This window comes from Delftia sp. RIT313, from assembly GCF_000632165.1.
Lineage (GTDB): Bacteria > Pseudomonadota > Gammaproteobacteria > Burkholderiales > Burkholderiaceae_C > Comamonas > Comamonas acidovorans.
This window is the reverse complement of record NZ_JFYT01000109.1, coordinates 1-13515: the sequence shown is the minus strand read 5'-3', so window position 1 is coordinate 13515 and position 13515 is coordinate 1. Positions and strand designations below refer to the sequence as shown.

At 69.1% G+C, this 13515-nt stretch carries 11 protein-coding genes and 1 pseudogene; 10 read left to right on the top strand and 2 right to left on the bottom strand.

The features are described from left to right. From BW39_RS28515 to BW39_RS28470, 10 genes are all read left to right on the top strand, one after another. On the top strand, nucleotides 1–273 hold a 273-nt coding region (locus tag BW39_RS28515; protein ID WP_043825638.1), incomplete at its 5' end, for a TonB-dependent receptor domain-containing protein. 119 nt (nucleotides 274–392) lie between these two features. Further along, nucleotides 393–899 (top strand): sigma-70 family RNA polymerase sigma factor, encoded by a 507-nt coding sequence (locus BW39_RS28510; protein WP_043825635.1) that lies wholly within the window; start codon nucleotides 393–395, stop codon nucleotides 897–899. Then, on the top strand, nucleotides 878–1882 hold the full coding sequence (locus tag BW39_RS28505; protein ID WP_043825633.1) for a FecR domain-containing protein: 1005 nt from the start codon (nucleotides 878–880) through the stop codon (nucleotides 1880–1882). Before BW39_RS28510 ends, BW39_RS28505 begins: the two co-directional genes overlap by 22 nt. An 89-nt stretch (nucleotides 1883–1971) precedes the next feature. Next, nucleotides 1972–4416 (top strand): TonB-dependent siderophore receptor, encoded by a 2445-nt coding sequence (locus tag BW39_RS28500; protein WP_043825631.1) that lies wholly within the window; start codon nucleotides 1972–1974, stop codon nucleotides 4414–4416. Between the two features lie 88 nt (nucleotides 4417–4504). Then, nucleotides 4505–5008 (top strand): sigma-70 family RNA polymerase sigma factor, encoded by a 504-nt coding sequence (locus BW39_RS28495; protein ID WP_043825629.1) that lies wholly within the window; start codon nucleotides 4505–4507, stop codon nucleotides 5006–5008. A 5-nt stretch (nucleotides 5009–5013) separates the two neighbouring features. Beyond that, nucleotides 5014–5997, top strand: a complete 984-nt coding sequence (locus BW39_RS28490; protein ID WP_013802806.1) for a FecR domain-containing protein — start codon at nucleotides 5014–5016, stop codon at nucleotides 5995–5997. A gap of 140 nt (nucleotides 5998–6137) precedes the next feature. Then, complete coding sequence (gene fhuE, locus BW39_RS28485) at nucleotides 6138–8669, top strand: ferric-rhodotorulic acid/ferric-coprogen receptor FhuE (RefSeq protein WP_043825628.1); 2532 nt, start codon at nucleotides 6138–6140, stop codon at nucleotides 8667–8669. Nucleotides 8670–8774: 105 nt separating this feature from the next. Beyond that, a complete protein-coding gene (locus tag BW39_RS28480; protein ID WP_043825626.1) occupies nucleotides 8775–9284 on the top strand; it encodes a sigma-70 family RNA polymerase sigma factor in 510 nt (169 codons plus the stop codon). Continuing rightward, on the top strand, nucleotides 9281–10291 hold the full coding sequence (locus tag BW39_RS28475) for a FecR domain-containing protein (protein ID WP_043825624.1): 1011 nt from the start codon (nucleotides 9281–9283) through the stop codon (nucleotides 10289–10291). Before BW39_RS28480 ends, BW39_RS28475 begins: the two co-directional genes overlap by 4 nt. Before the next feature lie 165 nt (nucleotides 10292–10456). After that, nucleotides 10457–13003 carry a TonB-dependent siderophore receptor gene (locus BW39_RS28470; protein WP_052155450.1) on the top strand — a complete coding sequence of 849 codons (2547 nt, stop codon included), beginning with the start codon at nucleotides 10457–10459 and terminating at the stop codon, nucleotides 13001–13003. A gap of 56 nt (nucleotides 13004–13059) precedes the next feature. Here BW39_RS28470 and BW39_RS28465 read toward each other — a convergent pair whose 3' ends face one another. After that, nucleotides 13060–13329 (bottom strand): hypothetical protein, encoded by a 270-nt coding sequence (locus BW39_RS28465; protein WP_043825622.1) that lies wholly within the window; start codon nucleotides 13327–13329, stop codon nucleotides 13060–13062. A gap of 3 nt (nucleotides 13330–13332) precedes the next feature. After that, nucleotides 13333–13515 (bottom strand): annotated as a pseudogene (locus tag BW39_RS28460) (hypothetical protein); the annotation flags it as partial.

Sequence of the window (13515 nt, the reverse complement as noted above, 5' to 3'; positions counted from 1 at the left end):
CTGCTGGGGCTGGGGGCGGGCGTGGGGGCACGCTACATCGGCTGGAGCTGGGGCGATGCGGACAACAGCTTCCGCGTACCGTCGTTCACCCTGGTGGATGCCTCGCTGCGCTATGACCTGGGAAAGATGCGCAGTGACTGGCGCGGGGCCAGCGTGAGCCTGACGGTCAAGAACCTGTTCGACAAGTACCACACGGCGTCGTGCTTTTCCGCCAATGCCTGCAACTACGGCGAAGCGCGCAACATGGTGGTTCGGTTCGGGTACATCTGGTAGGCCTTGCGGCGTCAGGCCGGTTGAAAGCGCGGTTGCACGCTCCCTGGCATGGATACAATCGAATAAGAATGATTCTTGTTTGATTGCGGGCCCCGCCCTCAAGGGAATCGGGACCTGCCATGCCATCCGCCTCCACCCCCCAGCACCGAGAAGCCGCCTCCCTGTACGCCGCCCACCATGGCTGGCTGCAGGGCTGGCTGCGCCGCAGGTTGGGCAACGGGGCGGATGCGGCGGACCTGGCGCAGGACACCTTCGTGCGCATCCTGGGCGTGCACGACCTGGCCGGTGTGCAGGAGCCGCGTGCCTACCTGACCACGGTGGCCAAGGGCGTGCTCGTCAACTGGTACAAGCGCCAGGCGCTGGAGCGGGCCTACCTCGAAGCCCTGGCCGCACTGCCCGAGCCTGTGGCGCCTTCGCCCGAGCAGCGCGCCCTGGTGCTGGAGACCCTGCACGAGATAGACGCCATGCTGGACGCGCTGCCGCCCATCGTGCGGCGCACGTTTTTGCTGTCCCAGCTGGACGGCATGAAGTACGAGGACATCGCGCAGCAGCTGGAGGTCTCGCTCACCAGCGTCAAGCGCTACATGGCCCAGGCGTTTCGCCAATGCCTGGTGGCAATGGCGTGATGGAGACGCCCCTGCAAGCGCGCGTGCTCGACGAGGCCGCCGAATGGCTGATGCGCCTGCACGACAGCGGCGCCACCGATGCCGACCGCGCCGCCTGCGAGCGCTGGCGCCAGGCCGACCCACAGCATGCCCTGGCCTGGGAGCGCGCCGAGCGGCTGCTGGGCAAGTTGGGCGGCCTGCCTGCAGCGCTGGCCATGCCGGCGCTGGACCGGCCCCGAAGCCACCGCGCCCAGCGCCGCGCCACCGTGGCCCGGCTGGCCGCGCTGCTGGCCGTGGCGCCTGCAGGCTGGCTGGTATGGAGTGCGGCGGACCAGCGCGGCTGGGGCGCCGACCTGCGCACCGCCACCGGCGAGCGCCGCACCGAGCATCTGGCCGATGGCAGCCGCCTCCTGCTGGACACGGCCAGCGCGGTGGACATCCGGTTTGATGGCGCACTGCGCCTGCTCACCCTGCGCCAGGGCGCGATTTCCATAGAAACGGCGGCCGATACCGCCACGCCGCACCGCCCCTTTGTCGTGGACACCGCCCATGGCCGGCTGCGCGCCCTGGGCACCCGCTTCACCGTGCGGCAGGAGGGGGGCAGGGCGGACGGCGGCCCCGTGCGCCTGGCCGTGACCGAGGGCGCCGTGGAGGTCACGCTGCGCGGCGCCGCCAGCCCGGCGCTGGTCGTTCAAGCCGGTCAGCAAACGGTATTGCGAGCGGGGGAGGTGACCGCGCCCCAGCCCCTGCAGCCCGAAGCCACGGCCTGGACCCACGGCATGCTGATGGCCGACGCCATGCCGCTGGCCGCGTTCTGCGCCGAACTGTCGCGCTACCGGCCCGGCCTGCTGCAGTGCGCGCCCGAGGTGCGCGCGCTGCGCGTGTCCGGCTCCTTTCCGCTGGGCGATACGGACCGGACGCTGACCATGCTGGCCTCCACCTATCCCGTCGACGTGCAGACGCGCATGCGCGGCTACTGGATCACCGTGGTCGCCAGGAACTAGAAAAATCGAGGCAGGGTGACACTTTTTCGGATCTCGGCTGGCAATGGGGAAAGAGCTTCTTTCTTCACCGCCTCCAAGGACCGATTTCCATGCCTGCCGTACCCATGCCGCATCCCGTCTTCCATCCCCTGGCGCATGCCGCCCGCCTGGCCCTGCTGGGCATGGCATTGGCCGCAGGCGCCGTGCAGGCGGCCGAACCGGCCCCCGCAGCCCAGACCTACCAGATCGCGCCTGGGCCGCTGGGCCGCACGCTGGCCGGCGTGGCCACGGCGGCGGGCATTTCGCTGTCCTTCGATCCTGCGCTGACCGAAGGGCTCACCAGCCCGGCCCTGTCCGGTCACTACGCGCCGCAGCAGGCGCTGCAGCGCCTGCTGGCCGGCAGCGGGCTGGACATGGTGGCGCGCAGCGATGGCAGCTACACGCTGCGCAGGCAGGCGACCCAGGCCGTCCAGGCGGCAGGCGCCACCGCGCTGGGCGAGGTGCTGGTCACGGCGCAGGCCGAGCGCAGCGCCGTGACGCAAGGATCGGGCAGCTATGCGGCCACCGGACCCAGCAGCACGGCGACACGGCTGGGCCTGTCGCAGCGCGAGACCCCGCAATCGCTGAGCGTGATCACGCGCGAGCAGATCGATGACCGCGGTTTTCAGTCGCTGGAGGAGGTTGCCCTGGATGCCACGGGCCTGAGCACACGCCAGATCGGAGGCGGAGAACGCACGCAGTTCTTCCTGCGGGGTTTCGAGGTCAACTCTTTCCTGGCCGATGGCGTGCCGCTGGCCTTCGACTACGACACGCAGGGCCTGGCCACCATGGCCATGTACGACCGCGTGGAGGTGCTGCGCGGCGCTGCCGGACTGATGACGGGCACGGGCAATCCGTCCGGCACCATCAACCTCGTGCGCAAGCGCCCCACGGATGCCCCTCAGGTCTCGCTGACGGGCAGCCTGGGCTCCTGGAACAACCTGCGCGGCGAAATCGACGCGTCCGGCTCGCTCAATGCGGCCGGTACGCTGCGAGGCCGCGCCGTGGTGGCCCTGCAGGATACGGACACCTTCAAGCGGGCGTACCGCCATGAGCGCCAACTGGTCTACGGCACGCTGGAGGCCGATATCGCCCCGCGCACGCGGCTGAGCCTGGGCGGCTACTACAACAGGGAAGACAACCCCGGCGCCGACTGGAACGGCCTGCCCACGCGGCGTGACGGCAGCTTCTACCCGCTGTCGAGATCGGCGCGCGTGACGCCTGACTGGGCCTACTGGAACAAGGAAAACGCCAGCCTCTTCGCTGAACTGGAGCATGGCCTGGGCAACGGCTGGAAGACCCAACTGACCGCACGCGTGCTGCAGGCGAAGATGGACATGCTGGGGACCTACCTGTATCCGCTGGAAGATTCCGCCGACTTCGGCCAGGGCGTGGGAGCCTATGCCTACAAGAAGACCCAATACAGTCTCGACGCCTTCGCGCAGGGGCCCTGGCAATGGTTGGGCCGCACCCATGAAATGGTCTTTGGCGCCAGCGTGAGGCAAAACAGCGACGACGACGGGCCTGGCGGGTGGCCGTCGGACTACCAGCAGATCGTGGACCCCATGACCTGGGACCCGGGCTCCGTTGCCCGGCCGGCCATCAACACCCTGTGGTCGCGGCGCGGCCACCAGCGGCAGCTGGGTGCCTACGGAACACTGCGGTTGAGCGTCGCGCAGCCCCTGACCGCGCTGCTGGGCGCGCGCGTGGATTCCTACTCCTACGACATGCTCACGCGCTCGGGGGAATGGAGCGATTCCAGCAGGTACCGGGTCCATGACCGCATCACGCCCTATGCAGGCCTGGTCTATGCGCTGGACAGCCGGCATTCCGCCTATGCCAGCTGGACCGGCGTGTTCCAGCCCCAGAGCAACCAGGGCGCCAGAGGCGCGCTGCTGGACCCGGTGACGGGACGCAACCTCGAGCTTGGCATCAAGGGCGAGTACGCCCAGGGCCGGCTGCAGGCCAGCGCGGCGCTGTTTCAGATCAACCAGAAGAATCTGCCGCTGCAACTGCCGCAATCGCAGTGCAGTCCCAATGTGGCGTCCTGCTATGCGCAGACCGGAGAGGTGCGTAGCAGGGGGGTGGAGTTCGAGCTGGCGGGTGCCGTCACGCCCTCCCTGCAGCTGATGGCCGGCTACACCTACAACAGGGCGCAGCATGTCCGCGACTCGGACGTCGCCAAGGCCGGCACGCCCTATGACACCCAGACCCCGCGCCACCTGCTCAAGCTGTCGGCCCGCTACCAGCTGCCGGGCGCCTGGCAGCGCTGGTCCCTGGGCGGATCCGTGCGCACGCGCAGCGAGACCCGCTCGGCCGGCTACGGCGTGCGCCAGGGGGGCTATACGCTGGTGGACCTCATGGCGAGCTACCAATTCAGCCGGCAGCTGGATATACGACTGAACATCAACAACCTCACGGACAAGTACTACTACCAGGCCATTGGCAGCACCCAGGACAACAACCATTTCGGGGCGCCGCGCAATGTGCTGCTGACGGCGCGCTACCGCTTCTGAAACAGAGACAGGTTGGCATGGATACAATCGAATAAGAATGATTCTTGTTTGATTGTGGGCCCCGCCCCCAAGGGAATCGGGACCTGCCATGCCATCCGCCTCCGCCCCCCAGTACCGAGAAGTCACAGCCCTGTACCTGGCCCACCACGGCTGGCTGCAGGGCTGGCTGCGCAAGAAGGTGGGCAATGCCTTCGACGCGGCCGATCTGGCGCAGAGCACCTTCCTCAAGGTGCTGGGCGCCAAGGGCCTGGACCAGCTCCAGGAGCCGCGCGCCTACCTGACCACCATTGCGCGCAACCTGCTGATCAACCAGGTGCGGCGCCGCGCCATTGAGCAGGCCTATCTCGATGCCCTGGCCGCCATGCCCGAGCCCGTGGCGCCGCCGCCCGAGGTCCGGCTCATGGTGCTGGAGACCCTGGTGGAGATAGACCGCCGCCTGGGCCGCCTGCCCGCGCTGGCCAAGCAGGCCTTCCTGCTGGCCCAGCTCGAAGGGCTCGGCCATGGCGAGATCGCGGCCGAGCTGGGTATCTCCATCTCCACCGTCAAGCGCCACCTGGCCAAGGCGGCCATGCGCTGCTTCTTCCCGGAGTAGGCGGCATGCAGGCGTTCCCTTCCGCTTCTTCCCCCATTTCTGCCGAAGTGGCCCGCCAGGCCGTGCAATGGTGGCTGCAACTGAACTCCGGCAAGGCCCAGGCCCGGCAGCACGCTGGCCTGCAGCGCTGGCGTGCGGCCAGCCCCGAGCATGAGGCCGCCTGGCAGCGCATCGAATCCATGGGCAGCCAGATGGCCGGCATCCCCATGCCGCTGGCGCGGGCCGCGTTGGCCGCACCCGGCTCGGCCGGCAGGCGCCGTGCGGTGCAGGCGCTGGCCGTGCTGCTGGTCTCGGGCGCAGGCTCCGCTGCCGTCGTGCGCTCGCAGGCCTGGCGCGGCTGGACGGCCGACCAGGTGGCTGCCGTGGGCGAGCAGCGCCGGCTGCCGCTGCCCGACGGCGGCAGCGTGGTGCTCAACACCGGCAGCGCCCTCAACCTGCGCTACGGCGCGGCCGAGCGCGTGCTGGAGCTGGTGCGTGGCGAAATCCTCGTGCAGACCGCGCCGGACAGCCTGCACCGTCCCTTCATCGTGCAGACCGCCATGGGCGCCGTTCAGGCCCTGGGCACGCGCTTCACGGTGCGCGAGCGCGAGTCCGGCGTTGAAGTGGGCGTGCTGCAAGGCGCCGTGCAACTGCGGCCCGCGCATGCCCCGCATGCCGCGCAGCGCATCGATGCGGGAGAGCAGGGCACGTTCACGGCCCAGCAGGCCGTGCACTCCGGCGCGCTGGACACGGCGGCCAGCGCCTGGGCCGAAGGCATGCTGGTGGCCTCGCGCATGCGGCTGGAGGATTTCCTGGCCGAGCTGGGCCGCTACCGGCGCGGGCGCCTGGGCTGCGACCCGGCCGTGGCCGGCCTGCACGTCTCCGGCGCCTATCCGCTGGCCGACACCGACCGCGTGCTGGCCGCGCTGACTTCCTCGCTGCCCGTGGAAATCCACTCCTTCTCGCGCTACTGGGTGATGGTGCGGCCTGCCGGGGCGGGCAAGGCATGAGCGGCACGGCCGGCATGAAGGCCTTCGCACTTTCCTGAAAAAATTTGAGCTGATTTGCCGGCGATGGCTGTCAACAGAGACAGGAGCGCACCGCAGCGTGCGCCAACGCTTCTCTACAACCATTGCAACAAGGCCTTTCCATGCGCCCTCAGACCATGCGCCAGAACTCCATGCGGCAGACTGCCGCCTCCACCGTCCGTCCATCCCAGGCGGCCCCGGCGTTACGTCCGGTGGCGCTGGCGCTGCAGGTGCTGTGCGCGGGCACGCTGGCGGGGCTGGCCGCCGCGGGCGCCCTGGCTCCGGCACAGGCCTGGGCGCAGCCGGCTGCCGGTGCTTCGCAGCAACGCCAGTACGACATTGCAGCCGGCCCGCTGGAAAGCGTGCTCAACCAACTCGGGCGCGAGGCCGGCGTGCTGGTCACCTTCGGCTCGGCCGTCACCGAAGGGCTGCGCAGCGGCGGCGTGAGCGGGCGCTTCACCGTGGAGCAGGCGCTGGACCGCGCCTTGCTGGGCACGCCGCTGGCGGCCGTGCGCTCGGCCGGTGGCGGCTACACCCTGCGCGAGATGCCCGTGGTGCCGGCCGCCTCCGCTGCGGGTGCTGCGGGTGCGGCAGGCGCGCCGTCCTCCCAGACACTCAGGACCGTGCTGGTCACGGCCTCGGCCCAGGCCAGCCCCACCACCGAAGGCTCGGGCTCCTACACCACGCCGGCCACGGCGGCCGCCACGGGCCTGAGCCTGTCGCTGCGCGACACGCCGCAGTCCGTCAGCGTGCTCACGCGCCAGCAGATCGAGGACCAGGGCCTGCTCTCGCTCAACGACGCCATGCGCAGCGTCACCGGCATCCATGTCGTCAGCTCGGACAGCGACCGCTCGGACTTCTACTCGCGCGGCTTCTACGTGGACAACCTGCAGTACGACGGCGTGCCCACCTCCATCGGCCTGTCGTTCTACGGTGACTCGGGTACCGATACCACCATCTATGACCGCGTCGAAGTGGTGCGCGGCGCCACGGGTCTGCTCACGGGCGCGGGCAATCCGTCGGCCTCCATCAACATGGTGCGCAAGCACGCCAACAGCAAGGTGTTCACGGGCTCGGCCTCGGCCAGCGTGGGCTCGTGGAACCACCATCGCGGCACGGTGGACCTGTCCATGCCGCTGACGCAGGACGGCCGCATCCGCGCACGCGTCGCAGGCATGGCCGAAGAGCGCGACTCCCATGTGGATCTCTACCACGCGCGCAAGCAGGTCTTCTACGGCGTGATCGATGCCGACCTCACGCCCGACACCACGCTCAGCGTGGGCGCCGACTACCAGTCCAACCGGCCCACCGGCTCGACCTGGGGCGGCCTGCCGCTGGTCTTCACGAACGGCATGCCAGCCGACTGGAGCACCTCCAAGACCACGGCCGCGAACTGGACGCGCTGGAACAGCACCAACAAAAACATCTTCGCCAACCTGCAGCACCGTTTCGGCAACGACTGGAAGCTCAAGGCCAACTTCGTGCACCGCGACAGCGCCTACGACGCCAAGCTGCTGTACCTCATGCGCCAGCCCGACATCACCACCGGCCTGGGCATGGCCGCCTTGCCCAACTACTCCGAATACAGCTTCCAGCAAAACAGCGCCGACCTGCAGGTGACGGGCGGCTGGGAACTGGGCGGGCGCCGCCATGAGGCCGTTGTCGGCCTGAGCAGCAGCCGTGCCCGCGAGCACAAGGCCGGCCATGCGCGCACCAGCCCCCTGCAGGACGTGGGCAACTACTACCAATGGGACGGCTCCTATGCCGAGCCCACCTGGGGGCCGCTGACCACCAGCAGCCTGGACCACACGCGCCAGGACGCGCTGTACGGCGCGCTGCGCCTGTCGCTGGCCGATCCGGTCAAGCTCATCGTGGGCGGGCGCCAGAGCAGCTGGAAGGTGCGCAGCCTCAGCGAGGTGCGCGACCACAACGTCTTCATCCCCTACGCAGGCCTGGTGCTGGACCTGAGCGAAGGCTTCTCGGCCTATGCCAGCTACACCGACATCTTCCAGCCCCAGAACTACCGCGACCGCGGCGGCAGCTACCTGGACCCCGTGGCGGGCAAGAGCTTCGAGATCGGCATCAAGGGCGAGCACCTGGACGGCAGGCTCAACAGCTCGCTGTCCGTCTTCCGCATCCAGCAGGACAACGTGGCCCAGCTGGACGAAGGCCAGGTCGTGCCCGGCACCACCGACTTCGCCTACTACGGCGCCAAGGGCGTGACCAGCAAGGGCTTCGAGGCCCAGGTCTCGGGCGAGCTGGCCACGGGCTGGAACCTGTCGGCCGGCATTGCCCACACCGTCGCGCGTGACGCCCAGGGCCTGTCCATCAACGCCTGGGCGCCCAAGACCCAGGCCCAGCTGTTCACTTCCTACCGCCTGCCCGGTGGATGGAATCAGCTCACCGTGGGCGGCGGCCTGCAATGGCAAAGCCGCACCCGCGCCAGCGTCTTCGTGGCGGGCAATGACCTGGTCTTCGAGCAGAAATCCTTCGCCACCGCCAGCCTCATGGCGCGCTATGCCTTCAGCCCCAGGCTCTCGCTGCAGCTGAACCTGAACAACCTCTTCAACAAGAAGTACTACGTCAACATCGACGGCCAGGGCCAGTTCGGCACGCCGCGCCAGGCCATGGCGGTGCTGAACTACAAGTTCTGAGTGGACAGGGCGGCGGGGGCAACAGCGCAGGCCAACCGTTAGAATGCAAATGAGAATTGATCTCATATTTCGGGCCAGCCGCCCACGCATTCCTCCTCCCGCGCCATGTCTGCCGCCGAAACCTCCCTTCACCGCGAAGTCGCCACGCTCTACACCGACCACCACGGCTGGCTGCAGGGCTGGCTGCGCAAGAAGCTGGGCGATGTGCACCAGGCGGCCGATCTGGCGCACGACACCTTTGTGCGCCTGCTGGCGCGCGACGAGCCTGTGCAGGCGCGTGAGCCGCGCGCCTTTCTGACCACGGTGGCGCAGCGCGTGCTGGCCAACCACTACCGGCGCCAGCAACTGGAGCGCGCGTATCTGGAGGCGCTGGCCCAGGCGCCGCAGTCCTTTGCCATCTCGCCCGAGGAGCGCGCGCTGCTGCTGGAGGCGCTGGACGAGATCGACCGCATGCTCGACGGCCTGCCTGCCCCTGTGCGGCGGGCCTTTCTGATGGCCCAGCTGGATGGCATGAAGCAGGCCGACATTGCGCGCGAGCTGGGCCTGTCGCTGACCACCGTCAAGCGCTACCTGGTGCAGGCCGGCATGCACTGCTATTTCGCGGTGGATGCATGACGGCGCCGGGAGCCGGCCTGCCGCCCGAGGTAGCGCGCAGCGCCATCGAGTGGTGGCTGAAGCACCAGGAGGGCGTCCTGTCCGATGAGTTGGCCCGCGAATGGCAAGCCTGGCAGGCTTGGCGCGCGGCCGATCCGCTGCACGAGCAGGCCTGGCAGCGCATCACTGCCGTCAACCAGCGGCTGGCTGGGCTGGTGCCGCCGCCGCAATCACCGATAGCCCGGGCTGCGCTGGCCCCGCGTGGTTCCGCTCGCCGGCGCGTGATCCGGTCCCTGGCCGTTGCGGCCTTTGGTGCCGGCATTGCCTGGCAGCTGGAGCAGCGCTTGCCCTGGCAAGGCTGGGTGGCCGATGCGCGCACGGCGCGGGGCGAGCGTCGGCAGATGGCGTTGCCGGACGGCACGCAGATCGTGCTCAACGGCGCCAGCGCGCTGGACATCGAATACAGCCGGCGGCACCGCCGCCTGCGCCTGCTGCAGGGCGAGGTGCTGGTCACCACGGCCAAGGACACCGAGCAGCCCGCCCGACCCTTTGCCGTGCAGACCACTGCGGGCGAGGCGCTGGCCCTGGGGACGCGGTTTTCCGTGCGTGCGCTCGCGGATGGTGATTTCCAGGTGGGTGTGTTCGAGGGTGCCGTGCGCCTGACCCCCCGGCTGGCCGGCCACAGTGTGCTGGTGCTCAGGGCGGGCGAGCAGGCCACGCTGCGGGCCGATGGCGTCTCGCCAGCCACCGCCGTGCATGAGGACAGCACCGCCTGGACCGAGGGCATGCTGGTGGCGCGCGGCATGCCGCTGGCCCGGATGCTGGAGGCGCTGCAGCCGTACAGCGATGCGGCCCTGGCCTGCGAGCCCGAAGTGGCCAACCTGCGCATCTCCGGCACCTATCCGCTGGCCGAGGTGCCGCGCGTGCTGGCCGTGATCGGTGCGCTGCCGGGACTGGAGCTGCGCTCCATGACGCGCTGGTGGGGCCGGCGCGAGGTGGTGGTGGGCAAGAAATCGACAGGGGCTTGAAGGGGCCTGCGCAGTTTTTTTGAAGAAATCTGCGCCCGGGGTGGTCTGTTTCGAGAACTCGCGGGACATGGAGGAAGAGGGGGGGGCTTGCCATGCCGGGCCCGCCCATCGATTCGTCCATCCATCCGTTTGTCTTTTCCTTCCAGGCCCAGTCCTTCGCACACCATGGCATATCCCGCAGCGCCCCGGCGCTTTCCCTGCGCCTTGCGCCCCTCCGTCGTCCCGTCCCGTGGCCTGTTGCTGGCATTGGCCTGCGCGGGGCTGGGCAGCAACCTGTGGGCGCAGGCGCCTTCGCCTTCCGTCAACACCACGGCCGCCACAGCAGCCACACGCAGCTACCAGATTCCGGCGGGCACGCTGGAGGACGCGCTCAACCGCTTCGGGCGCGACTCGGGTTTGCTGCTGTCCTTCACCCAGGAACAGGTCCAGGGCCTGCGCAGCCCGGGGCTGCAGGGCAGCCACACCGCGCAGGCCGGCCTGGCCGCGCTGCTGCAGGGCACGGGGCTGGAGGCGGCGGTGCAGCCGCAAGGCGGCTATGTGCTGCGCCAGCGCGCCGTGCCCGATGCCCGGGCGCCAGACGTTGCCCCGCGCGCGGTGTCGCTGGCCGAGGTGCGCGTGGCCGCGCGCCGCGCCGGTGACGGCACGACCGAAGGCACGGGCTCCTACACCAGCCGCGTGACCAGCATTGCCTCCAAGACGGACCAGTCGTTCCGCGAGATTGCGCAGTCGGTATCGGTGGTCACACGCGAACAGCTCGACGACCAGCGCGTGACCGATGTGACCGAGGCCCTCAAGCTCACGCCCGGCGTGGTCGTGGCCAATACCGTGGGCGACTTCTATTCGCGGGGCTTTCAGATCACCAGCATGCAGATCGACGGCGGCGCGCCGCTGGCTTTGGGCGCCTACACCTATTCGCCGCAGCAGGACATGGCCTTCTACGACCGCGTCGAAGTCATGCGCGGCGCCTCGGGCCTGCTGGGCGGCGTGGGCGATCCGGGCGGCATCATCAACCTGGTGCGCAAGAAGCCGCTGGCCCAGCGGCAGTTCAAGGCCGCGCTGTCGGCCGGCTCCTGGAGCCGGCGCGGCGTGGAGCTCGATGCCAGCGCGCCGCTGGCCGACGACGGCCGCGTGCGCGGCCGCGCCGTGCTGTCCTACCACAAGGGCGACTCCTACATGGACCTGCGCAGCAGCGAAAAGCCCTCGCTCTACGGCGTGCTGGAGGCCGACCTCACGCCCGACACCCTGCTGACCGTGGGCGGCAGCTACGGAAAGACCCATGAGAACGGCGACTATGCCGGCCTGCCGCGCTTTGCCGACGGCAGCAGCCTGGGCCTGCCGCGCCACACCAACTTCACCCAGCCCTGGGCCTATTACGACTACGAGACCAAGGAGCTGTTCGCCCAGCTCGAGCACAAGTTCGACAACCGCTGGAAGGCCAAGCTCAACGTCTCGCGCGTGGAGACCGAGCTGGACCGCTTCTGGGTCTACATGGGCGGCGCCATCAACCCGCAGACCCTGGCGGGTGCGGTCTGGCGCGGCGGCCACATCCAGTCCGGCAATACGCAGGAGGTGGTGGACCTGAGCCTGGGCGGTCCCTTCCAGCTCATGGGCCGCACGCATGAATTGCTGCTGGGCGCGGACTGGCAGCGCGTGGAAAGCTTCTGGCAAAGCGCCAATTTCACGGGCAGCGGCACCGTGGCCAGCAATCCGTTTGCTCCCAGCATCTGGACGCCGCCCACGGAAACCTACTTCAACACCCGCTACGGCCCCTGGGGCCAAAAGCAGATGGGCGGCTATGGCGTGCTGCGCCTGCATCCCACGGACAGGCTGCACCTCATCCTGGGTGCGCGCGCCAGCCGCTACGACTTCCAGCAGTCGATCTGGAACCTGGATGCGCAGGGCAACCGCACGCCCTGGTCGAACACGCCGTTCAAGGAACCCACCAAGATCACGCCCTATGGCGGGGTGATCTATGACCTGAACAGCCAGTGGTCGGCCTATGCCAGCTATTCGTCCATCTTCAAGCCGCAGGCGCTGAGCATGGCCGGCCCGGCGCCGGGCACCTCGCTGCCGCCGGTCAAGGGCGCCAGCTACGAGGCCGGCCTCAAGGGCGAGCTGATGGACGGGCGGCTGAACGCCACCTTCAGCCTCTTCAATGTGGAGCGCACGGGCACGGCCGTGGTGGACCCGCGCTACGAGACCAGCAACAGCCGCTGGAGCGGCAACTGCTGCTACCTGGCACAGGGCAAGGTCACCAGTCGGGGCTTCGACATGGAACTGGGCGGCGAGCTGCAGCCCGGCTGGCAACTGGCAGCGGGCTACACCTTCAACAACACCCGCGACCGCAGCACCGAAAAGACCTACAGCAGCATCACGCCGCGCCACCTGTTCAAGCTGTCCACGGCCTATACGCTGCCGGGCGAGCTGTCGCGCTGGAAAGTGGGCGGCAGCGCCCAGATCCAGAGCACACACTACGTCAGCGGCACGGCGCTGTCGGCGGCGGGCACGTCCGTGCCCTTTGACTTCACGCAGGGCGGCTACGCGCTGTGGAATGCCATGGTGCAGTACCGCATCGACCCGCGCTGGACGGTCACGCTGAACATCAACAACCTGCTCGACAAGACCTACTACCAGACCCTGGGCACAACGTTCAGCAACAACCTGTATGGCGCACCGCGCCACGCCATGCTCACGCTGCGCGGCAGCTTCTGAGGACGGCGGCGCAGGCGTTCGGGCCGCCGTGGCGGAGTCAGCGGCCTTGCGGCGGATCACACCACGCGCCGGGCCTCCACCTTCACATGGCCGGCCAGCAGGTCGGCGCTGTCGCGGATGGCGCGCAGCGCATGGGCCAGGGCCTGCTGGCTGTGGTGCTCCTGCGGTGCATGCACTGCCGCCAGGGCCAGTTGCGCCAGGGCTGAGATCTCGGCGCAGTTTTCCTGCACGCTGCCGTGGATCTCGGTGATGGCGCTGGTCAACTGGTGCAGGCTGGGGGGCTGTGTCCTGGTGGTGCCCTTGTCCTTCTCCTTGTCCATGGCCATGCCTCAGCCCTGCGGGCGCACCGGCTCATGGGTGCGGCAGTCGAGCAGTTGCGCCATGGCCTTGGCAGCCGCCTCGGCCGCTTCGGCGCGGCGCATCTCGGCCGCGTCTTCGAACCCGCAGCCCATGGCCTGGGCCTCGGTGCCGGCGTAGTCGGCCAGCGTCTCGGCGCTGTCGCGGATGCTTTG

Excerpts from the sequence above, each read along its gene's own strand:
- BW39_RS28510 (WP_043825635.1), top strand. The coding sequence starts at position 393 with ATGCCATCCGCCTCCACCCCCCAGCACCGAGAAGCCGCCTCCCTGTAC.
- BW39_RS28505 (WP_043825633.1), top strand. The coding sequence starts at position 878 with ATGCCTGGTGGCAATGGCGTGATGGAGACGCCCCTGCAAGCGCGCGTG.
- BW39_RS28500 (WP_043825631.1), top strand. The coding sequence starts at position 1,972 with ATGCCTGCCGTACCCATGCCGCATCCCGTCTTCCATCCCCTGGCGCAT.
- BW39_RS28495 (WP_043825629.1), top strand. The coding sequence starts at position 4,505 with ATGCCATCCGCCTCCGCCCCCCAGTACCGAGAAGTCACAGCCCTGTAC.
- BW39_RS28490 (WP_013802806.1), top strand. The coding sequence starts at position 5,014 with ATGCAGGCGTTCCCTTCCGCTTCTTCCCCCATTTCTGCCGAAGTGGCC.
- fhuE (WP_043825628.1), top strand. The coding sequence starts at position 6,138 with ATGCGCCCTCAGACCATGCGCCAGAACTCCATGCGGCAGACTGCCGCC.
- BW39_RS28480 (WP_043825626.1), top strand. The coding sequence starts at position 8,775 with ATGTCTGCCGCCGAAACCTCCCTTCACCGCGAAGTCGCCACGCTCTAC.
- BW39_RS28475 (WP_043825624.1), top strand. The coding sequence starts at position 9,281 with ATGACGGCGCCGGGAGCCGGCCTGCCGCCCGAGGTAGCGCGCAGCGCC.
- BW39_RS28470 (WP_052155450.1), top strand. The coding sequence starts at position 10,457 with ATGGCATATCCCGCAGCGCCCCGGCGCTTTCCCTGCGCCTTGCGCCCC.
- BW39_RS28465 (WP_043825622.1), bottom strand. The coding sequence starts at position 13,329 with ATGGCCATGGACAAGGAGAAGGACAAGGGCACCACCAGGACACAGCCC.